Source organism: Pseudomonas sp. PB103, assembly GCF_009764635.1.
In the GTDB taxonomy this organism is placed as follows: Bacteria; Pseudomonadota; Gammaproteobacteria; order Pseudomonadales; family Pseudomonadaceae; genus Aquipseudomonas.
Genome location: NZ_RWIL01000120.1, coordinates 1 through 21294 on the forward strand (window position 1 = coordinate 1; position 21294 = coordinate 21294).

At 56.5% G+C, this 21294-nt stretch carries 18 protein-coding genes; 11 read left to right on the forward strand and 7 right to left on the reverse strand.

The window, feature by feature from the left end:
- Positions 1–342: 342 nt before the first annotated feature.
- Both EJA70_RS21070 and EJA70_RS21075 read left to right on the forward strand, forming a co-directional pair.
- Positions 343–2073 (forward strand): DUF6119 family protein, encoded by a 1731-nt coding sequence (locus EJA70_RS21070; protein ID WP_158833225.1) that lies wholly within the window; start codon positions 343–345, stop codon positions 2071–2073.
- Positions 2074–2124: 51 nt separating this feature from the next.
- Complete coding sequence (locus EJA70_RS21075; RefSeq protein WP_158833227.1) at positions 2125–3216, forward strand: hypothetical protein; 1092 nt, start codon at positions 2125–2127, stop codon at positions 3214–3216.
- A 242-nt stretch (positions 3217–3458) separates the two neighbouring features.
- Here the strand turns inward: EJA70_RS21075 and EJA70_RS21080 are convergent, their stop codons facing one another.
- Positions 3459–3890, reverse strand: a complete 432-nt coding sequence (locus EJA70_RS21080; protein WP_158833229.1) for a type II secretion system protein N — start codon at positions 3888–3890, stop codon at positions 3459–3461.
- Between the two features lie 118 nt (positions 3891–4008).
- Between EJA70_RS21080 and gspH the strand changes: the two genes are divergently transcribed.
- Positions 4009–4455 (forward strand): type II secretion system minor pseudopilin GspH, encoded by a 447-nt coding sequence (gspH, locus tag EJA70_RS21085; RefSeq protein ID WP_007913940.1) that lies wholly within the window; start codon positions 4009–4011, stop codon positions 4453–4455.
- Positions 4452–5060: a prepilin-type N-terminal cleavage/methylation domain-containing protein gene (locus EJA70_RS21090; RefSeq protein WP_158833231.1), complete on the forward strand. Its 609-nt coding sequence runs from the start codon at positions 4452–4454 to the stop codon at positions 5058–5060. Before gspH ends, EJA70_RS21090 begins: the two co-directional genes overlap by 4 nt.
- Before the next feature lie 207 nt (positions 5061–5267).
- Here EJA70_RS21090 and EJA70_RS21095 read toward each other — a convergent pair whose 3' ends face one another.
- The 3 genes from EJA70_RS21095 to EJA70_RS21105 are packed head-to-tail and all read right to left on the reverse strand — an operon-like array spanning position 5268 to position 7451.
- Complete coding sequence (locus tag EJA70_RS21095) at positions 5268–6206, reverse strand: FecR family protein (RefSeq protein WP_158833233.1); 939 nt, start codon at positions 6204–6206, stop codon at positions 5268–5270.
- Positions 6207–6237: 31 nt separating this feature from the next.
- Positions 6238–6789: an RNA polymerase sigma factor gene (locus EJA70_RS21100; RefSeq protein WP_007913935.1), complete on the reverse strand. Its 552-nt coding sequence runs from the start codon at positions 6787–6789 to the stop codon at positions 6238–6240.
- Complete coding sequence (locus EJA70_RS21105) at positions 6786–7451, reverse strand: secretin and TonB N-terminal domain-containing protein (RefSeq protein ID WP_158833266.1); 666 nt, start codon at positions 7449–7451, stop codon at positions 6786–6788. Before EJA70_RS21105 ends, EJA70_RS21100 begins: the two co-directional genes overlap by 4 nt.
- A 207-nt stretch (positions 7452–7658) precedes the next feature.
- Between EJA70_RS21105 and EJA70_RS21110 the strand changes: the two genes are divergently transcribed.
- Positions 7659–7973: a hypothetical protein gene (locus EJA70_RS21110; RefSeq protein WP_158833235.1), complete on the forward strand. Its 315-nt coding sequence runs from the start codon at positions 7659–7661 to the stop codon at positions 7971–7973.
- Positions 7974–8072: 99 nt separating this feature from the next.
- On the opposite strand, the gene EJA70_RS21115 is transcribed toward EJA70_RS21110, so the two are convergent.
- A complete protein-coding gene (locus EJA70_RS21115; protein ID WP_158833237.1) occupies positions 8073–8513 on the reverse strand; it encodes a carboxymuconolactone decarboxylase family protein in 441 nt (146 codons plus the stop codon).
- 309 nt (positions 8514–8822) lie between these two features.
- Between EJA70_RS21115 and EJA70_RS21120 the strand changes: the two genes are divergently transcribed.
- From EJA70_RS21120 to EJA70_RS21135, 4 genes are all read left to right on the forward strand, one after another.
- Positions 8823–10256 carry a PLP-dependent aminotransferase family protein gene (locus EJA70_RS21120; RefSeq protein WP_158833239.1) on the forward strand — a complete coding sequence of 478 codons (1434 nt, stop codon included), beginning with the start codon at positions 8823–8825 and terminating at the stop codon, positions 10254–10256.
- A 123-nt stretch (positions 10257–10379) separates the two neighbouring features.
- A complete protein-coding gene (locus EJA70_RS21125) occupies positions 10380–10673 on the forward strand; it encodes a putative quinol monooxygenase (protein WP_158833241.1) in 294 nt (97 codons plus the stop codon).
- Positions 10674–10905: 232 nt separating this feature from the next.
- A complete protein-coding gene (locus EJA70_RS21130) occupies positions 10906–11310 on the forward strand; it encodes a cupin domain-containing protein (protein WP_158833243.1) in 405 nt (134 codons plus the stop codon).
- A gap of 229 nt (positions 11311–11539) precedes the next feature.
- Complete coding sequence (locus tag EJA70_RS21135; protein WP_158833245.1) at positions 11540–12253, forward strand: ATPase; 714 nt, start codon at positions 11540–11542, stop codon at positions 12251–12253.
- A gap of 170 nt (positions 12254–12423) precedes the next feature.
- Here EJA70_RS21135 and EJA70_RS21140 read toward each other — a convergent pair whose 3' ends face one another.
- Positions 12424–17319 carry an NAD-glutamate dehydrogenase gene (locus EJA70_RS21140; RefSeq protein ID WP_158833247.1) on the reverse strand — a complete coding sequence of 1632 codons (4896 nt, stop codon included), beginning with the start codon at positions 17317–17319 and terminating at the stop codon, positions 12424–12426.
- A 480-nt stretch (positions 17320–17799) separates the two neighbouring features.
- Positions 17800–19194, reverse strand: a complete 1395-nt coding sequence (locus EJA70_RS21145; protein ID WP_158833249.1) for a hypothetical protein — start codon at positions 19192–19194, stop codon at positions 17800–17802.
- 286 nt (positions 19195–19480) lie between these two features.
- Between EJA70_RS21145 and EJA70_RS21150 the strand changes: the two genes are divergently transcribed.
- A complete protein-coding gene (locus tag EJA70_RS21150; protein ID WP_158833251.1) occupies positions 19481–19834 on the forward strand; it encodes a hypothetical protein in 354 nt (117 codons plus the stop codon).
- A 495-nt stretch (positions 19835–20329) separates the two neighbouring features.
- Positions 20330–21289 (forward strand): MoxR family ATPase, encoded by a 960-nt coding sequence (locus EJA70_RS21155; RefSeq protein WP_003218556.1) that lies wholly within the window; start codon positions 20330–20332, stop codon positions 21287–21289.
- Positions 21290–21294 lie beyond the last annotated feature (5 nt).

The window sequence follows — 21294 nt, forward strand, 5'->3', positions numbered from 1 at the left end:
CGGCGCCGCCGCTCCTGGCCCAAAAGCTCCCCACTCTTATCGTTGCTGTTAGTCATAAACATAACCGTTTGCCTATCCCTTATCGTAAGGGGGAAACGGTGTCCTGTCTTTCATGGGGCTCGTTCACTCGCCACCCTTCTAGACACTGCTGCCAGAAGATTGCCTATCGGGTGCTCGATCTTTTCCAGCGTCTGGTATAGGCCAGAGCGCACGCTGGAACTAGGAGTCAGTTCCCTGCCCAGCAGATTTTCGTTTCATCCAAAAAGCCAAGGGTGATTCATTGACATAAGCACTAATGCTGCTTAGCTATTGAATGATGCGTGACTAATCCAAGGGAAAGCCATGACCGACCAGGGAATTGAAATCGCACAAATATCATTTTTTCTCGCAAGAGAAGATAAAAAAATCGGCTCAATATTTGATCAAAAAAAAGATGTTTTAAAGAACTTATCCGCAAGTGAATTTAGATTCACAGTTAGTGAGACAGATTGTCATTTTATATATTTTGAAACCACAAGCACAAAATCAAATCCGCCATGGCTAAACTTTATTAATGAAAAACTCCCTTTGAACGATGCGCCACTCTTCAGTTCAAAAAATAAGAATCCAAATGGGATCTTATTTTTAACAATCAATGGCAGAGTATTTGCGGCAACCTTTGGACGGAGTGCTGTAAGTTATCTTGATCGCGATGCCTTTGAGCCGGACTTCGGAATAAAAACAGCCATGAACATGTGTGGCAACGAAGAAATACGCCAGACAAAAAGTGAAAGCCACGCAATTACACCAACACATATTGATAGGCAGGTAAATAAACCGGCTGACTCTTTCGCTTTTGGTCTTAGCGAAGCGGAAGACCTGCGTTACATTTCAGCCCACATGAAAGACCATAAAAATATAACCCTTCAAGGTCGAAACAACTTAACAATAAAAATTATTGGAAAAGAAAAACTTAACTGGCAGATATTGATCGACTATTGCGAAGATTTTTTAGTGGCTTACGCAAGCAAGGAGTACACCAAGCTGTTTCCGAATTACAAGCATTTTGACGAGGCGACGGAGTCAGACAGTAATATTCTAAATGAGCATCTAGCCAACCAACTCCGCTTGAAAAACACGAGCAATATCAGCCTTGGAATACCAGAAGTACTAATTGACTCAGATTATGGATTCGCCTATTCAAACAACAAAAGATCCGGAGATAAAATTTATGCATATTTAGAAATTCGCCAAATATACGAACATATAAGTGCAGAAAAAATAACCGTCACAAAGCTAAAATCAAAATATATTTATGCGTACTCATACGAAGAGGACCAAGTTCTTAGCTATAAGAAATGGCCACTATATAACTGCCTATCTTTTGAGCAAGCTCTAGGGGAGAAATACTTTGTATTAAGTGATGGGAAATGGCTGGAGGTAGATAGCGATTTCTACAGCGAAATAACCAACTTCACTAAAATCACGCTCCACGAAGAGGCTTGCGAGGAGATTTATAGGGGGGTCGATATCAGCGACGATGAAAAAATGCAGAATAGAGAGAGCATCTTTAACAAGACAATCTGCGAAATACGCCCCTCATGCGTTTTGTTTGACCAAGCAAAACTTCAAATCGGTTCTGGTCGCAAAGACAAAGAATTTTGTGACATTCTAGATCTCACGAATGACAACAAGATTAGGATCATTCATTGCAAACCATACAAAAATGCCTCTTCAACAAACTATTTATTCTCACAAGCCCAATTCTATTGCCATGCGTTCATTAACGATCAATCTTTCCTTGGAGAGATCAGGAATCATATAAATTTATCTACCAGCACAAAAAAAGCAGAATATTTAGACTACATAAAACCCAACATAGCGGACATACATGGCAAAGACTATGTTGTTTGCCTATGGCTCCTGTGCGATCAACACGCAGCGACTCCGGTTAAAACTGAAATACCATTGATGGCTCAATATGAATTGAAGCTGATGCACGAACACTTGCGAAACACATGCAAATTTCAGGATGTCATAATACGATTTATTCCCGTCATCAAGAAAAATTACATCAAGGCTATTTCCAATTGATAATTTGGAAACACTTTTCACATTACTTAACCATGATTCAAAGGGAGCGATATGGCTATTGACTTGGTAAAGATTGCTCAATCAATTTCGAAGACCGGTTTCAAGCTGGAGTATGAAATCGGAAAAACCTTGAGAAAAAACGGATGGCACCTGATTAGCAACCGTTGTTATATTGATGACCTCGAGGGAACGGTAAGGGAGATTGATCTGCTAGCCTATAAAGTTACAAACCTAAAAGACTTAAGCATTTACACCGTAATAATTATAAGCTGCAAAAAAAACGAAGCCAACTCATGGACTCTTCTATCTCGCCCGGTGGACGACAAAGATCCCAACTATAATTGGCGCCCTTTTAAAGGCTGGACTAACCACCCCGCGATACATCACTACATGTCAAAAATGACATGGTCTCCGTCTTATCACGAAAAACTATCAAAAGAATGCCCAGTGTTATTTTCCGCACCAAATGTAGACGTATTCGCCTTCCAAGAAATGAGCAAAGCAAATTCATCCCCTCAAAACGACAAAAATATATTTGCTTCAATTACATCACTAATGAAGGCACAGTCTTATGAGATGAGTATTTTGAAGGAACGCCAAAAAAACAAAAAACGAATTTATCAATTTAACCTAGCATCAATCATTGAGAGCGAGTTAGTGAGAGTCTTATTTCAAGATGATGGCATCTCAGCAGAATCAGTGAACGCCGAGGACTACCTTTGTCGATACATATTAAACGAAAAAGAGGAAGTAGCCAGAATTAAATTTATCACTGCGAACGCATTCCCAGACATTTTACAACAATATTCCATACTACACGCAAGCAATTGCGAATTCATTCAGGAAAGCTATGATAAATTTTATCGCGACGCATACAAGGACTGGTCAAAAACCCAAGTACTATTACCAGATTTTAACACCCTAGCTAAACCTGCCTTACGAATGGCTCTTTACCGACACACTCGAAAATTCTCCACAACTTCAGATCTTTCTTTAAGCTGGAGTGAAAAACAAGAAGCATTGTCAGTAGATATCGATGCGGACGACATTGATCTTGATATGGTTGCCAAATTAAACCAAGACAAGCAGTTTAAAAAAGAGATAGCAACCGCCATGACAAATGTTTTCCATTACGAATGGTGATTTCTCATTCGATATAGGAATTCCATTTTAAACAGTTTTGTATTTCTGCTTTAATTCGTTACGAAACAGATGCCTTATATCAAGACAGCCATTCGGATGCCTATTACCCAATAATGACTTTAGTAGTCGGCATTTACAAAAATCAGGCAAGGACGCTCTTTTCCTGTTCTCTCTCTACTTTTCCTTATACTTAAACTCTTTCCCATATAAGTAGTAAAACAACCTAACTTCTACTCTACAATTCAGGGCCGAGTCAGCCTAGGCAAAACCACCCCCTCCCCCAACCTCTCCACCCCCAACCTCACCCTCTCCCCACCCTGCTCAATCACCACCCCATCCCCCTCCACCGCCACCAACTTCACCCCAGGCCCAACCTTCTCCCCCTGCAAAAAACTCCTCGGTGGCCCATCGTTCAAACTCAGTATCGCCACCGCCCCCCGACTCCCCGCCATCACCCCGCTCACCTTGATGTCCATCGGCGCCGTTTGATTGGAAAACCACTGCAGCGCCGGGCTATCACTTCGCGCGGCCAGCAATTGCGGGGCCGCTGCCGGGGTGTGTGATTCGGCGGAGGTCAGCAGCAGCGACGACCATGTCGCTACGCCGACCAGCGCGGCGAGCAGCGCGAGGGCCTGGACCATTTGGGGTGGGGAAACGCGTGCGGTGAAGGTCATGGGTTGAATCTCCTTTTTATCCCTGCTGTCAGCCTACGCGGCAATTCTCTCCGTTTTATTTCACACGCCTTACATGTTGGCCGTGCACGATGGCGCAGGACGCAAAGGAGCGCGCGTGATGAACAGGCAACAGGGTTTTACGCTGATCGAGTTGATGGTGGTGCTGGTGATCATCGGCATCGCCAGTGCGGCGATCAGCCTGAGTATCAAGCCCGATCCATTGCAGTTGCTGCGCAAGGATGCCGAACGGGTGGCGCAGTTGCTGCAGGTCGCGCAGGCCGAGGCGCGCGCGGATGGCCGGCCGATTGTGTGGGTGAGTGATGCCAAGGGGTTTCGGTTTAGTCGGCGCAGTGACAGTGGCAAGGGGTTTGATCATTTCGCGCAGGATCCGCAGTTGCGGCCGCGTGCCTGGCAGAGTCCGAAGATGGAGGTGCGGGTGGAGCCGAAACAGAAGGTCGTGCTGAACGCTGAGTGGATTAATCCGCCGCTGCAATTGACGTTGTCGGATGGGTTGAATCGCTTGAGTGTGCTGCGTGATGGCAGCGGAAGGATCAGCCTGCAATGAAGCGCCAGCAAGGGTTTACGTTGATTGAAGTGATGGTGGCGATTTTGTTGATGGCGGTGGTGAGTTTGATTGCCTGGCGGGGGCTGGACAGTGTGACGCGGGCGGACAGTCATTTGCAGGCGAGCAGTGAGCAGAGTGACGGTTTGTTGCGGGCGCTGAATCAGTTGCAGCGGGATGTGGAGATGCGCGCGGGGATTGAGTTGACCGAGCCGAGGAAGGTTGGGGTGGATGATGAACCGCCGAGCGCCCCGCCCGCTTTGACTGTGCGCAGTAGCGACAGTAAGGGTTTTCGGCTGGACATTATTCGTACGGCGGCGGATCAGCCGGGGGCTTTGCAGCGGGTGCGGTGGTGGGTCAAGGGCGACACGTTGTATCGGGCGGTGGCTGAGGCGCGGAGTCGGTATCCGTTGCCGGCGCCTGGGAATGGGGTGGCTGTTTTGAGTGATGTCAGTGATGTGCAGGTGCGGGTTTGGGAGGTGGATAAGGGGTGGCGGCAGTTGAGCGGAAATCGGCGAGAGGATCCGTTGGGGTTGGAGATTCGGTTGAGTCGGGGTACGGCGCAGGGTGTGGAGAAGTATCGGCAGGTGATTGGGCCGTTGGAGTGACATATATCCCTTCTGATCAGATATTCCTGTAGGAGCTGCCGAAGGCTGCGATTTTTTGACTTTGATTTTGAAGATCAAAAGATCGCAGCCTTCGGCAGCTCCTACATTTGGATTGGGGGTAGTCAGTTGGGGGGTGGTTGGCTGTGAGGCCGCCATCGCTGGCGAGCCAGCTCCCACAGGGGGTGGCGCTGTGTTGGTGGGTGTGGGTTAGCTGAGGACGACTACGCCGCCGGGCAACTCGGTGCATTTGATGCCGTAGGCGTCGCGGATCAGCAGTGCGACGCCGGCGAGTTGGTCAAGACTGAAGCGGGCCTGGACGCGGCGTTGGCCGAGTTCGCGGTTGAGCAGCAGCAACATGCCGGGGCGGTAGCGGTTGATTTCGTCGATCATTTGGCTGAGGGTCGCGCCATTGAACACCAGCACTTGTTGGCGCCAGTTCATCACGGCGGCCGTGTCGACACTTTGCACGCTACCAACCTGCCGCGCGTCGTAGGTCACTTGTTGGCCCGGTTCGAGGCGCAGACTACGACCTTCAACATCCACTTCAACCGCGCCATCGAGGCAAGTCACGCAAACTTGTTCATCGGTGTTGCGCAGGTTGAAACGTGCCTGACTGGCGCGCAACCACCCTCCTCCAGCCTGCATCGCCAGCGGCAACCGCGCGGTCTGCACTTCGACTTCGCCGCTGACCAGTTCAAAGCCTTGCACGCCGTTATCGATGGAGCGCTGATTGATCCGCGTCTGGGTGTTCAGCTCCAGGCTCACGCCTTGCGCCGGTTCGAAGCGGCGCTGTTGGCCGACCTCAGTGATGTAGTCGGCGCCCAGCCCTTCGAAGCCGCCGGGAATGGTCCCGCGTACCAGCAAAAACGCCGCCGACGCAGCAATCGCCCCACCGAGAAAAGCACGTCGACCAAACCCGCGCGGCGCCTGCATTTGCTCCACGGCCGGTTGCAGCTGCTGCCACAACCGCTTGGCCTCTTCGAACGCGCGGGCATGTTCGGCGCTCTGTGCGCACCATTCGCGCAAGGCGCGGGCGTCGGCCACGGTGGCGCGGCCGGAGGTCAGCAGGACCAGCCAGTCGCGGGCTTCGCTGTGCAGATTGTCGGCCGCCGATGGCTCGGCAGGTGTCAGTCGAAAGATGTTCAAACGCGCAGATTCTCAACGAATTGATCGGGCACTATTCAGAAGACGGTTTTCCGGCCCCGCGACCGAACCGCTGAAACACTTTTCTTTCCAGTTTCGCGGCGCAGAAGCCCAATGCGGCTTTGATTTCCTTCTCGACCATGCGCGTGGAAATGCCGAAGCGCTGGGAGATTTCCAGGTGCGGCGCCTCTTCCAAACGCGCGGCGATGAAGATCTTCCGGCGCCGTGCCGGCAGCTCGTACAACGCACTGAGCAGTGACTGGATTTCCTTTTGCCCACCCACCACTCGCGCCGGGTCGAGGGCTTCGTCGCCGATTTGCAGCAGCTCCTCGACTTCCTCGCCGGTGAGCAGGCGCGCATCGGCCTGACGGCGGTCGGCGGCGATGTTCAGGGCCATGCGATAGAGGTAGGCATTGGGCCGCAGGACGTTCGGCGGCGTCTCCATGCGGTCGACGCGCAGGTAGGTTTCGTGCAGCACGTCGTTGGCCAGATCCTCCGAGCCGAGACGCCGGCGCAGGCGCACCCGAAAGTCCTCGTAGGACGTCAGGAACAGTTGGACCATCGAACCTTGTCCGGTGTCTTTCATCCCCCGGAAACTCCTTCCCATTTCGTGCATTCCATGCGTTTCCCTGACGACTCCGGTAACAACAGCAACGTGACCGGCTGACGCAAGGCGCTGGGCGTCGGTCGGTCGATCTTGAGATTGCGAAAACTTTCCACCAGCGCGTTGTCGCGCCGTACATCGCCGGTCGAAGTGACCAACCGGTTGTGCTGCACCAAACCATCGCGGCCGACCCAGACCTGCAACACCGCGCGATAACTGCCCGGCCGGGTCAGCGGCGAGCGGCACAGGTTGCGCTCGATCGCCGCTTGCACGGCGGTGGCGTAACTGCGGTTGACGGCGACGCTTTCCGGCGTCTGTTTTTGTGCCGGCGCCGGCACGTCTTCGACCTGCGCCACTTGCAACGTAAACGCATCGTCGCGGGCATAACGCGCCATCAAACCGCTGCCGCCGAGCAATCGACGCAGGGCATCGGCGGCGGTGAATTCACCGTCCACCGCCAGCGAGCGACGACCGCGACTCAACTGGCTGTCGACCAGCACCGCAACGCCAGTGGCGTGGCTGTACTGATCCAGCGCGCGGGCCAGATCCTGTGCCGGAATGTGCAGCGTCATCCGCAGGTCTGCCGGCACCGCGTCGGCCATGGCGTGGCCCGCCGCACAGCCAAGCAGCCACCCCAGACACATCCGGCGCACAAGCCTCGTTGAACGCTGAAAACCGTCCGTGGAATTGCCTCGCTGCACGGCTGACGAATCCTTGGAAATCGTCATCCTGAGGGCTGTTTATGAATCTGGTGTGACGGGCGGTGCAAAAAAACCATCACGGGAATTGCGCACGGCTTGCACTAGACTCAAGCCAAAGCGCGGCCCCGTCGGGCCGGCCAGGAGGCGAGCATGAACACACTGTGGCGATTGAGCCTTGGCGGGCTGTTGTTGATGGCGCTGTCGAGCGCTTATGCCGAACAGCCGTTGGGCTGTGTGGAAGTGACAGTCGGCGGCTACAAGGCGCCGAATTACGACTGTTTGAGCCAGCAGATGGGCAACAACCCGGAAGGCGTTGCGGCGGCGGAGAAGAATCAGGAGGCGCTGAATGTGCCGGTGAATAAGCGGCCGCCGAATCAGGTTGGCCTGGCGACACCAGCGGCGACCAGTACGCGGATGGGCAATACGTTTGGCACCTCTGTGAAACCGCAACGGCCGGCGAATTAGGGCGACGTCAAAATCAAAAGATCGCAGCCTTCGGCAGCTCCTACATGGGATTTTGATCGTTCCCTGTAGGAGCTGCCGAAGGCTGCGATCTTTTGATCTTCAATCGCTAGGCGTTTGGCGGAAGCTCACCGCCAGGCGGTTCCAGCTGTTGATGGTGGTGACGGCCATGGTCAGGTCGACCAGTTCACCTTCGCTGAATTGCTCGCGGGCCTGCTGATACACCTCATCTGGCACGCGGCTTTCCGCCAACAACGTCACCGCCTCCGCCCAGGCCAACGCCGCACGTTCGCGCGGGTTGAAGAAGTTGCTGTCGCGCCACACCGCGATCGCATACAAGCGCCGATCACTCTCCCCGGCCCGCCGCGCGTCCACCGAGTGCATGTCGGTGCAGAATGCGCAGCCGTTGAGCTGAGAGGCGCGAATCCTGATCAGTTGCAGCAGCGGCTGCTCGATACTGAGGCTGGCGGTCAGCGCCTCCATGGCAATCATCGCTTTCATCGCCTTGGGCGAAGCGTTGTAGTAATCCAGGCGCGGGGACATGGCGGTTCTCGGTAGACGGAATAATGACTTCACCGTAAACGCCGACAGCGGCGCATTACAGCCCCAATTGCACGGAAAACCGCTACACCACTGAACTCGGACGCACACTGACCCTGTGGGAGCTGGCTTGCCAGCGATGGCGCTATATCTGCTGGCACTGATGCTGGATCCGAAGGCCTCATCGCTGGCAAGCCAGCTCCCACAAGGTACGTGACCAATTCGAGTTTTTTACTCCACGCAACTACTGCCCCGCAAACAAACGGGAGTAATCTGGCCGGCACACTCAATTGCCCGGAGAGCCTTACCGGTATGGAACTTCATGTCGTGATCAACGGCCGCAAGGATCTTGCCGGTCAGTTGTATCAGCAGCTGCGCGGTGCCATTGAGTCCGGGCGCCTGGCCGCTGGCACGCAATTGCCGCCCAGCCGTCTGCTCGCCGAGCAACTGGGCATCTCGCGCAAGACCATTTCCGACACCTACGCGCAACTGACCTACGAAAACTTCCTCACCGGGGTGATCGGCAAAGGCACCTACGTCAACGCGCGCCCGGCGCAGGTCCAGCGCAAGCAAAGCCACACCGAACTGGCCAGTGCCGAAGTGATCGAGAGCTGGCGCAATCTGCCGGTGTTTCTGCGCCATCCGACACTGGAAGGCTCGCTGCGCTACGACTTCATCGGTGGTGCGACCAGCAAGGGCCAGTTTCCGCAGGATGACTGGCGCCGCTGCGTCGCCCATGCGATGCGGCAGATGGGTCAGTCCAAGGGTTTCTACAGTGTCGCCGAAGGCCTGCCGGCGCTGCGCAATGCGATCGCCCGCCACATCGCATTTTCCCGTGGGATTAACTGTCAGGACGAAGACATCGTCGTGTGCAACGGCGCGCAACAGGCGCTGGACCTGATCACCCGCGTGTTGATTCGCCCCGGCAGTCTGGTGGCGATGGAAGATCCCGGTTATCCGCCGGCACGCCTGCTGTTCGGCACCCATGGCGCCGAGGTGGTGGGGATTCCGGTGGATGCCGAGGGCATTCAGGTCGAGCACATTCCCGATGGCACGCGCCTCATCTATGTGACGCCGTCGCACCAGTTTCCGCTGGGCATGCCGATGAGTCAGGCGCGCCGTGAAGCCTTGCTGGCTCGCGCCCATGAGTTGGGCGCGATCATCATCGAGGACGACTATGACAGCGAGTTCCGCTACGAAGGCCGGCCGACCGATTCGCTGTTCAATCTCGATCAGCGCGGCATCGTCGCCTACGTCGGGACGTTCTCGAAAACCCTGCTGCCGGAATTGCGCCTGGGTTATGCGATTCTGCCGCCGGCCATTCTCGAAGCGGTGATCCGCGCCAAGCAGCTCACCGATTTGCACGCCTCGACCCTGCCGCAATGGGCGCTGGCCAAGTTCATCGCCGAGGGCTGCCTGCTCAAGCATATCCGCCGCTGTCATGCGATCTACGCCCAACGCCGCGAGCGGATTCTCGCGCGTATGGCGACTGATCTGGCGCCATGGCTGGACGCGGTGCCGGCCAGCGCCGGGTTCCACATGGCGGTGTTCTGCAAGGTGCCCATCGACCTGGCGCTGGTGATCGAACTGGCGAAAAAAGTCGAAGTCGGTTTGTACTCGATCAACGGCTTTTACTATCAGCAACCGCCAAAAAACGGCCTGTACTTCGGCTTCGGCGCCATCGAAACACTGGACATCGATATCGCCCTGGATCGCTTGCGCGACATCCTGCAACAAGTTGCCTGAATGATTGGCCTGAAGATTTAACCGCCGATTGGTTATTGGTGATCAGGGGGTGCAGGCCTATCCTGCACAGGCGTTATCCCTCAATGAGCAGGATTCGTCCGGCCTGATTCAGGAGTGTGAGCAATGTCCAACGAAGTGATCAATACGGTCCAGGTGCACGCCGCCGCCGGCCGCTCGGATGAACTGGGCAAGCAACTGCAGAAGATAGTTGAAACCCTGCGCGAAACGCCGGGCTGCGATTCCTACCTGGTCGACCGCTGCCCCGAGGACAGCCACCGCTGGACGGTCAGTGCGCGCTGGCAGTCGGAAGCGGCGATGCAAGCGCATTTCAACCGGCCCGAGGCGCAGGGGTTTATTGACCTGATCGATAGTCGATTGGCCAATAGTGTGGACTTCAATAGTTTCCCTATCGTCTGAGAGCAAGATCAAAAGATCGCAGCCTGCGGCAGCTCCTACAGGGTTTTGTGTCGTTGATTAAATTATCGAACGACGCTGAACCCTGTGGGAGCCTGGCTTGCCAGCGATGGCGTACTCAAACACGCTGAATAACCTCCAATTGGTCACCCAATCTTCCCGAATATTGGCCGTTTGAATGCGCCACCCTGCGGACTACTGTGATTGCACCCCCAACCCTCACAGGTAACCCGCCATGAAAACCCTGCCCTTCTTCGCCGCCGCCCTCGCCTTGAGCCTCTGCGCCTCGGCCGCTTTCGCCCACGACCCCTCGGAAAAAGTCACCGTCCTCCAGGACCAGATGCTGAAAAACGCCCCTGGCAAAAAAGCCATGATGATCGAGGTCGACTACAAACCCGGCCAGTCCTCCATCGCCCACAAACACGACGGCACCGCGATGGCTTACGTACTCGAAGGCGAGGTGATTTCCCAGGTGAAGGGCGAACAGGCGATCACCTACAAGAAGGGTCAATTCTGGTACGAGCCCGCCGGCTCCGAACATCTGGTCTCGAAAAACGCCAGCAAAACCAAGCCGGCGAAGTTGCTGGTGTTCATGGTGCTGTCGCCGGATGAGCAAGTGCTGATTCCGCTGAAAAACTGATGGATGTTTAATCAGCCATAAATAAAAAGGTGCAAATCATCGATTTGCGCCTTTTTATTTCCCGACGCAATTAACCGAATCGGGTTACAGCGAATAAAACTATTCAACAGCAAACCAGACAGCAAATTGTCAGGTTGCTTAAAGCTTGACGGGGTTAGTCTGAATTAACTGCCGTCATTGACGACAACTTAAAACTTTCCGACTGATGTTGTTTCACGGGAGAAACACCATGAAACTTGCGTTTGCCAGTACCTTGGCGATATCGGTTTTAGCACTTTCCGCCTGCTCGGTGCCTACTGCGCCCAAAGCAGTCTCGTCCCTCGACACACTCTTCACCCAACCGGTCGGTCGCAGCAGCGCCGCCCAAGTGAAAAGCGGCCCCGGTGTGTCACTCGGCGTGGTCTACAGCCCAAGCACGCAAACCAACCGCGAGTACTTGCGCGACTACCAGGCCAACGCCGGCACCGGTTTCGGCCAGAGCCTGCTGGTGCAACCTATCCACGATGCCTATGTCGCCAGCTCAAAACCAGACATGGCGGTGGAATGGGTAAACGCCTCGCTACAGCGTCAATTCGGCTCAGTGACGGTGTATCCGGACATGCAAAGCCTGCGCGCGGCCCGGCCGGATGTGGTGGCGATCGTCGATACACATAGCCAGTTGATTACTTCACGCAGCTCCGATATCAAGGCCGACGTCAGTGCAGACTTTTATGATGCACGGCTGAACTATATCGGTACGGCGAAAGGTTCGGACGCACGGGAATTGACGCCGGTGTGGGCGGACTTCAAGCGTTCGGAAGAGATCGTGGCGGATATTAATCAGCAGCAGGATGTGCAAGTTCGGGCGCTGCAAAAGTTTGACCAGTCGCTCAACAATTTAGTCGCACGGCCTGCGGACAAAGTGTCGATGCTTGATAGTCAGCAAGGTCAGAAGTTGTATTGAATGTAAGGGCCTCATCGCTGGCAAGCCAGCTCCCACAGGTATCGTGGTCCACCCGATCCTTGTGGGAGCTGGCTTGCCAGCGATGAGGCAGGAACAGCCAACACAAAACCCTCAGACATAAAAAAGCCCCGGCATCTAACGACACCGGGGCTTTTTCATTCAGCCACTACTTACGCCAGTTCAAGCTCGGCATTCGCAGCAACCGCAGGCACTACCGCTTGCCCACTCAACGCCAGATCCAGCAGCTCACGGTTGGCCACCGCGTACATCGCGTAGTCCGTGCCGCTCGCAGCGCGGATTTCCACCAGCATGGCGCGCCAGCGCGAGATCATGCTTTCGTGCTGCTCCATCCACAGCGCCAGGCGTGTTTCCACGTCCTGAGTGCCGTCGCCCTGTTGCAGGACGGAGATGGTGATCGCGCGTTGCTGCCAGTCGACATCGTCACGGAACGCTTCACGGGCCAGGGCTTGCCAGTTGTTTTCAACCGGCAGTGCGCTGATCTGTTGCAGGTACCAGGTGATGTCCAGCGCACTGCCCACGGCGAAGTAGGCCTTGGCCACTTCAGCAGGGTTCTGGCCAGTCACGTCGGAGGCCTCGATGATCGGCAGCAGGGTGTACAGGTGCGAAGTACCCGCCACCATACGCGCCAGCAATTCCGGTACACCGGCTTCGACGTATGCCTGATAACGCGCCTGCCAGTTTTCACGGATTTCGCCGCTCAGCAGTTCGTCGAGTTTCAGGCCCAGCTCTTTCAGGTGCGGACCGAAGTGCGCGACGTCACGGGCAGCGTTCTGCTCGTTGCGACGGGCACGCAGGAACCAGCGCGTGGCGCGACGGCCCAGACGCATCAGCTCGTCCATCAGCTCCAGCTGCACGTCAGCGCTGACTTGGTAGTCCAGCGCTTCGATCTGACGGAACCAGTGCGGGAGGTGGAAGATGTCGCGCACGATCACATAAGCGCCGGCCACGTTCGCCGGGCTCATGCCGGTCGACTCTTTGAGTCGTTGAACGAAGGTGATGCCCATGTGGTTGACCAGGTCGTTGGCGATCTGGGTGCTGACGATCTCGCGCTTCAGACGGTGACGACGCATGGCTTCGGAGAACTTGCTGACCAGCGTCGGCGGGAACGCCGTTTCCATGTCGCGGGTCAGGTAATCGTCGTCCGGCACCAGCGAGCCCAACAGCTGCTCTTTGAGGTCGATTTTGCTGTACGAGATCAGCACCGACAGCTCAGGACGGGTCAGACCGTGGCCTTCGGCAATACGCTCGTTGATCTGCTCTTCGGTCGGCAGGAACTCGATGGCACGATCCAGCTTGCCACGGCCTTCCAGATCGCCCATCAGACGCTTGTACTCAGCGATGCGCGCATAAGCACGACGTGCCGCCAGGGACAGCGCCTGAGTCTGCTTGTAGTTGTTGCCCAGCACCAGATTGCCGACTTCGTCGGTCATGCTCGCCAGCAACTGGTTGCGTTGCTTGTCGGTCATGTCACCGGCCTGAACCACTTCGTTCAGCAGGATCTTGATGTTCACTTCGTGGTCGGAGCAGTCCACACCACCGGCGTTGTCGATGAAGTCGGTGTTGGAACCGCCGCCATTCAGACCGAATTCGACGCGACCCAGTTGGGTCATGCCGAGGTTACCGCCCTCGCCCACGACTTTGCAGCGCAGCTCGTTGCCGTTCACGCGCAGTGCATCGTTGGCCTTGTCGCCGACATCGGCGTGGCTTTCAGTGCTGGCCTTGACGTAAGTACCGATACCGCCGTTCCACAGCAGATCTACCGGCGCCTTGAGCAAGGCGTTCAGCAGTTCGGTCGGGGTCAGCTTGTCAGCCTTGATGTCGAAACGTTCCTGCATCTGCGGGGAGATCGCGATGCTCTTCGCGCTGCGCGAGAAGATACCGCCACCTTCGGACATGATGCTGGTGTCGTAGTCGGTCCAGGCCGAACGCGGCAGGTCAAACATGCGCTGACGCTCGACGAAACTGGTCGCCGGGTTCGGGTTTGGATCGATGAAGATGTGCAGGTGGTTGAAGGCAGCGACCAGTTGCAGCTTGTCGGACATCAACAGGCCGTTACCGAACACGTCACCGGCCATGTCGCCGACGCCGACCACAGTGATGCTGTCTTCCTGAACATTGATGCCGCGCTCGCGGAAGTGACGTTGTACGCCGACCCACGCGCCTTTGGCGGTAATGCCCATTTTCTTGTGGTCGTAGCCGGCCGAACCACCGGACGCAAACGCGTCACCCAGCCAGAAGCCGTAGTCGATGGCGATGCCGTTGGCGATGTCGGAGAAGGTCGCAGTGCCCTTGTCCGCAGCCACTACCAGGTACGGGTCGTCATCGTCGTGGCGAACCACGTTCAATGGCGGCACCAGCGCGCCGTCTTTCAGGTTGTCGGTGATGTCCAACAGACCGGAAATGAAGATGCGGTAGCAGGCGATGCCCTCGGCCGCGATCTCGTCACGGCTGCCGCCCAGTGGCAGGCGACGCGGCAGGAAGCCGCCCTTCGCGCCCACTGGCACGATGACCGAGTTCTTCACTTGTTGAGCTTTAACCAGGCCGAGGACTTCGGTACGGAAGTCTTCTTCACGGTCGGACCAGCGCAGACCACCACGAGCGACGTTACCGAAGCGCAGGTGCACGCCTTCAACGCGTGGCGAGTAGACGAAGATTTCGAACTTCGGCACTGGCTTCGGCAGTTCAGGGATCGCGTGCGGGTTGAACTTGAAGCTGAAGTACGACTTGTTCTGGCCGTTGGCATCAGTCTGATAGAAGTTGGTCCGCAGCGTGGCTTTGATCAGATCGAGGTAACGACGCAGGATGCGGTCTTCGTTGAGCACCTGAACGTCGTCCAGTGCGGTCAGAATCGCTTGTTCCAGACGCTGTTGCTTGTCTTCCAGGTCGTCGTCGCTGAGCTTGCGCGCCAGATAGAAGCGGGTCTTGAACAACCGGGTCAGCTCGCGAGCGATGTCGGTGTGGTTGTTCAAAGTGCTGGCGATGTAGCCCAGATCGAAGCCCAGACGAATCTGCTTCAGGTAACGGGCGTAAGCGCGCAGCAGTGCTACGTCGCGCCATGGCAGGCCGGCAGTCAGAACCAGACGGTTGAACGCATCGTTCTCGGCTTCGCCACGGACGATGTGGACAAAGGCGTCCTGCAGGGTGTCGTTGAGTTGCTGGATGTCGAGATCCAGGCCTTCAGCGGCGGTGAACGCGAAGTCGTGAATCCAGAACTCGCGGCCATTGGTGTGACGCAGACGGTACGGGAATTCACCCAGCACGCGCAGGCCGAGGTTTTCCAGAATCGGCAGCACGTCGGACAACGCCAGCGGCGTGTCGGCGTGGTACAGCTTGCAATGCAGCTCGCGTTGGCCGGAGACCTGACCCAGCGGCTGATAGAAGCTCATCACCAGCGGATTTTTTTCGTTGAGGCTCAGCAGGTGCTGCATGTCGACCACGGCCGAATGCGCAGCGAAACGCTCGCGGTAACCGGCCGGGAAGCCTTTCGGGAAGTCGGCCAGCACGTTGGTGCCGTGGGCTTCGCCGAAGCTTTCGACGGTCAGTGCGGCGTAATCGTCCTGCCAGCTGCGGCAGGCTTGCACGACTTCTTTTTCCAGCAGCACCGGGTCGATGTCGAGACGGTTTTTCGGGTCGACACGCAGGATCAACTGCACGCGCGCCAGCACGGACTCGGAGAAGAACGTCCAGAATTCGCAATCGGAAGCCTTGAGGCGCTCCATCAGCACTTGCTGGATCTTCTGGCGAACTTCGGTGGAGTAGATGTCGCGCGGCACGTAGGCCAGGCAGTAGCAGAAACGACCGTACGGGTCTTTGCGCAGGAACACGCGGATCTTGTTGCGTTCCTGGATCTGCACGATCGACATCACCGTGGTGAACAGTTCGTCGACCGGGGTCTGGAACAGGTCATCACGCGGCAATACTTCAAGCACCTGCGCCAGTTCCTTGCCCAGGTGAGCCTTGGACTGGAAGCCGGAGCGCGTTTCGATTTCTTCGACCTTGCGGCGGATGAACGGGATGACCCGCACGCTCTCGCCATACACCGAGGAGGTGTACAGGCCCATGAAACGGTGTTCCTTGATGACTTTGCCGTCAGCGTCGATTTCACGGATCGACACGTAGTCCGGGTACGCCGGACGGTGTACGCGGCTCGGGTGCGCAGCCTTGGCGAACGACAGCAGGGTCGGTTCGCGCAGGTAGTTCACCGCGTAGTCTTCGATGCGCAGGTCATCGTAGGTCAGGCCGGTGCGCAGCAGTTTGGTCAGGCCGAGGAAGGAGTTCTGGTCGTACTCGATGTGGCCGCCATCGGCCTGATCGGTGACCACGAATTCTTCGTAGCCGAGGAAGGTGAAGTGGTTGCCCACCAGCCATTCCAGGAAGCTTTTGATTTCGTTCTTTTCGTCGGCATCGACGGCGAACGCGCTGTTGTCGAGCTGGGTGAGGATGTCCTGCACCTTGGCTTTCATCGGCTCGAAATCGGCGACCGCAACGCGGACTTCACCGAGAACCTGTTCAAGCTCTTTGCTCAGCACATTCAGTTCGGCCGCGTTGGCGCAGCGGTCGATTTCCAGGTACATCAACGACTCTTGCAGAATGCCGTCGCCCTGGGTGCCTTTCGGCAGGATTTCCAGCAACTCGCCCTTGCTGCCACGACGCACGCTGAGCACGGTGGTTTGCAGGGTGTGGATGCTGTAGCCACGACGGTTCAGTTCGGTACGAACCGAGTCGACCAGAAATGGCAGGTCGTGGTGCAGGACTTCGACCGCAGTGTGGGTCGACTGCCAGCCATGACGCTCGTAATCAGGGTTGTAGACGCGCACTTGCGGTTGCGCGTGATCGAAGCGCTCAAGCAGGCGCCACGCAGAAAGAGTACAGCCAGCGAGGTCGGAGAGGCGACGTTGAGTCAGCTCGTCCAGAGAAATGATGCCGAAGAATTGTTCAGCGAACAGCGCCACTTGTGGCAGTGCCTGTTCACTGATGTGCTGCGCCAGTGCCGCTTGCAGTTGGTGCTGGAAGTCGGCTTTGCTGGCTGCGGTGAAGAACGCCATCTGTGGTACTCCGCTTAAGCTTGTTATTGATGGAAAGCGTCGCGTGCAACACCCCTTTCGGGGCTTGTGTCGCCCTGCTCCTGATTCTCGGGCAGAGGAAACAGGGGGACAGGTGGGTGAAGCTGGACGAGACACTCAGGTCACATTCACCTTCCATTGAATGGGCATCTGCAAAAGCGACTGCCGACGGTGCCGACAATGCCTTTACGGGTGCTCATCCGTTGCGCAGCTTAATGGGTGCGACAATGTGTCTGCTTGCGGTGCTGCGACATATTCGTTCATAGGCAGGTAAATGAAGGGTTTTGCACCGGTAAACACTAGCACTCGTGGCGCAAAACGACGGGGTGAGTGCCCGGTTTTACGGGACATTCGTGCCAATCGCCGCCCCGTGGCGGCTACATATCCAGAAACGAAAACCCTCAGGGCCGTTCTATCGACCCTGAGCGTGGCATCTGGTTCAGCACTGGCTTTTGACACGGATCAGTCCGGCAACTCTTCATAGGCCCTGAATTTGCTCACGGTGGCGCAGTCATAGCACTGCATTTGCAGGGTCAATTTATCCATGCTGGCGTCGATGTTGCTGGAATCGCACTCGCGGCAGAACAGCTGCGGATAGTCGACCTGCGGCGCGGCGACCGGTGAGCCCGTGAGAAACCGAGGCACAAACTCGTCTCGCCAGAACAGCCCTGGCGACTTGGAAAAACCGGCACCACTGTCCTTGAGCACGACGTCGTAAAGCAGACGGGTCATGGCCGGCTGCGGTACGCGCGAATCGCGGTAGCTGTCCTTGCGCCAGTTCTCCGCCAAGGCGAGCTGCGCGGTGCTCTGCATGTTGCGCGGAATCGTGTTGGAGGCGTGAGTGCGGCCCTTGGAGTTGCCAGTGGCAAAGAAATGCGCGGCACTTTTCACCGCCACTCTGGCGAAGTAGTAAATCTGGCTGACCGAGAAATTCTGCAGCAAAGTGCCAATCACCGAATCGGCGCGGGCTTCGGCGGTGAACGCCATACCGACCTGATTGGCCAACAGGTGAACGTATTGAATCGATTCCTCCCGCGCGAGCCTGAAGATCAATGCGTACAACTCACGCGTCCATCCTGGCAGCACAGGCCCGGACAACTCTTCGTACAGCGCCAGATAGAGCGTATTGCGCGTGCAGCGCACGCCATCGTCGAGCGCGACGTTGGCCTGCCAGTACACCGCCGGATAAGCGCTGATGCTGAAATCGTCCGCCCGATTGAACGCCCGAATGTCCGATGCCGTATCGACCTGCAGGGCGCCCGCCTCGTGTAGACCTTTCACCAATTCTTCACTGAAAGTGTCAGTGGACGTGAGCTTTTCCCCTCTGAGTTCAGCATCGAGCGCGGCAATGCGTTCGCCTGCGCCATGGCCGCCGTCATCCAGCAACGCGAGCAAGGCCAGTTTTTGCTGGAATCCAAGACTGGCAAAGGGCACCGGTGGGGTTGGCGTCCCGTAGCGCGTGGCTAAATCACGGCGGTCACGTTCAGCCTGATCGGCGAGTTGCTGCTTGCGCAGTCGGGAGCAGGCGTCACAACCACACACGGTACGTCGCAAGCCAGTACCGGCGGTGAAATATTGATGCGCGCAATTCACACACTTGTAAGCGCTGCGCAGGGAAACCGGGGTGCCGCGCGCGGGTCGGTGCATCCACATCGGCAATTCACAATACGGGCATGTCAGGTCAGCACTGACGATCGGCGGCAGTACTTTCAGGACACTGCGTACGGTATCCGGCAATTTGTACTCGGCGACCAGGTCAGTGGTTTTTTCGCCATTGAGGTAGCGTTGGTAAAGCTGCTCGACCTGTTCCTCGGACAGATGACTGATTTCTTGCGCCCATTGGAAATATTGCTTCATTAAAAGACATCCTTTTTTTGCATGTTGGCCATCGCACTCCGTTGCGTTCGAACAGCAAAATCTGACGGCAAAAATCCGCAAGAACAAGCAAAAACGCCGTGAATTCACGCTGTTTTTCGCATTCTCAGAAACCCTACGGGGGCGACGGAATTTTCTTACTCAGATCAGGGAATCATCTTTAAGAACAACCCCGCATCTAACGATGTTTCAGCAGAATTTTCCTCAGACTGGCAAAATCGCCTTTTTTGCGCACCGTCTGCCGCGTCCGCCCATCAGGAATCCCCCCATGCAAATGACCACCGCCCTATTGATCGTCAACCCGTGCGACGACGAAGAAGACAACATGGCCATGCTGTGCTGCCACAGCGACAAGGGCGACATGTTCCTGATGAGCCGCTATCCGGACGAGGATGAACTTGAGATCACCCTGGATGGCGAGCCTTCGACGCTCGACGGCGTAAAAGTCACCCTGACTTCGACGCTGCTCAAGATCGAGATTGCAGCGGCGGATGCCGATGCGTTGAATGGGGATGATGTGCTGGAGATCAGCTTCAATCCGGACATGGTTGATCTGGATGAGGTTGTCGAGACCCTGAAGAACATCCTTGATGGGACGGGTACCTTCATTAACGAAGTTTGATTGCGCTCGAACTGGCCCCATCGCTGGCAAGCCAGCTCCCACAGTGATCGGTGTCTGGCACAAATCCATGCACACCGCCGATACCTGTGGGAGCTGGCTTGCCAGCGATGGATGAGGTTGTCGAGACCCTGAAGAACATCCTTGATGGGACGGGTACCTTCATTAACGAAGTTTGATCGCGCTCGAACTGGCCCCATCGCTGGCAAGCCAGCTCCCACAGTGATCGGTGTCTGGCACAAATCCATGCACACCGCCGATACCTGTGGGAGCTGGCTTGCCAGCGATGAGGCCTTCACAGACAGCCAAAAGATCGCAGCCTGCGGCAGCTCTTACATTGGAATGCAATCACCTGTAGGAGCTGCCGCAGGCTGCGATCTTTTGCCCTTTTCTACAAAATGCCGTTAGTCGCCACCCCCCGCGATGGATTAAAGTAACGCCCCCAGCCCCGGCGTTATCCGAACGCCCGTGGCCACCCCTTTCCAGGAACAGTCACCGATGGAACATCGTGAAGCGCTATTGGCGCTGCGAACCTTTCTTTCAACGCAGATTCTCGGCCAGGAAAAACTCATCGAGCGTTTGCTCATCGCCCTGCTCGCCGACGGCCATATGCTGGTCGAGGGCGCTCCGGGTCTGGCCAAGACCAAAGCGATCAAAGAACTCGCCGAGGGCATCGAAGCCCAGTTCCATCGCATCCAGTTCACCCCGGACCTGCTGCCGGCCGACATCACCGGCACCGAGATCTATCGCCCGGAAACCGGCAGTTTCGTGTTCCAGCAAGGCCCGATCTTCCACAACCTGGTGCTGGCGGACGAAATCAACCGCGCGCCGGCCAAGGTGCAATCGGCGCTGCTCGAAGCCATGGCCGAGCGTCAGGTCAGTGTCGGCCGCAGCACCTACGAGCTGTCGCCGCTGTTTCTGGTGATGGCCACACAGAACCCGATCGAGCAGGAAGGCACGTATCCGTTGCCAGAAGCGCAGCTCGACCGTTTCCTGATGCACGTGAAAATCGGTTTCCCGGACGCCGCCGTCGAACGGCGCATCCTCCAGCAGGCCCGTGGCGAAGCGCTGAATGGCGAGACCAAGCCCGAGCGCCGGGTCAGCCAGCAGGCGATCTTCGCTGCACGCAAGGAAATCCTTGGTTTGTACATGGCCGACGCCGTGGAGGAATACCTTGTGCAACTGGTCATGGCCACCCGTACGCCGGCCAAGTTCGACCCGGAAATGGCCGAGTGGATCGCCTATGGCGCCAGCCCGCGCGGTTCCATCGCCCTCGACCGCTGCGCCCGCGCCCACGCCTGGCTGGCCGGTCGCGACTTCGTCAGCCCGGAAGATATTCAAGCGGTGCTGTTCGACGTGTTGCGTCACCGCATCATTTTGTCGTTTGAAGCCGAAGCCGCCGGCATCGATCAGGATCGGGTGGTGCAGCGGATTCTCGACGTCGTAGCCGTCGCTTGACCCCC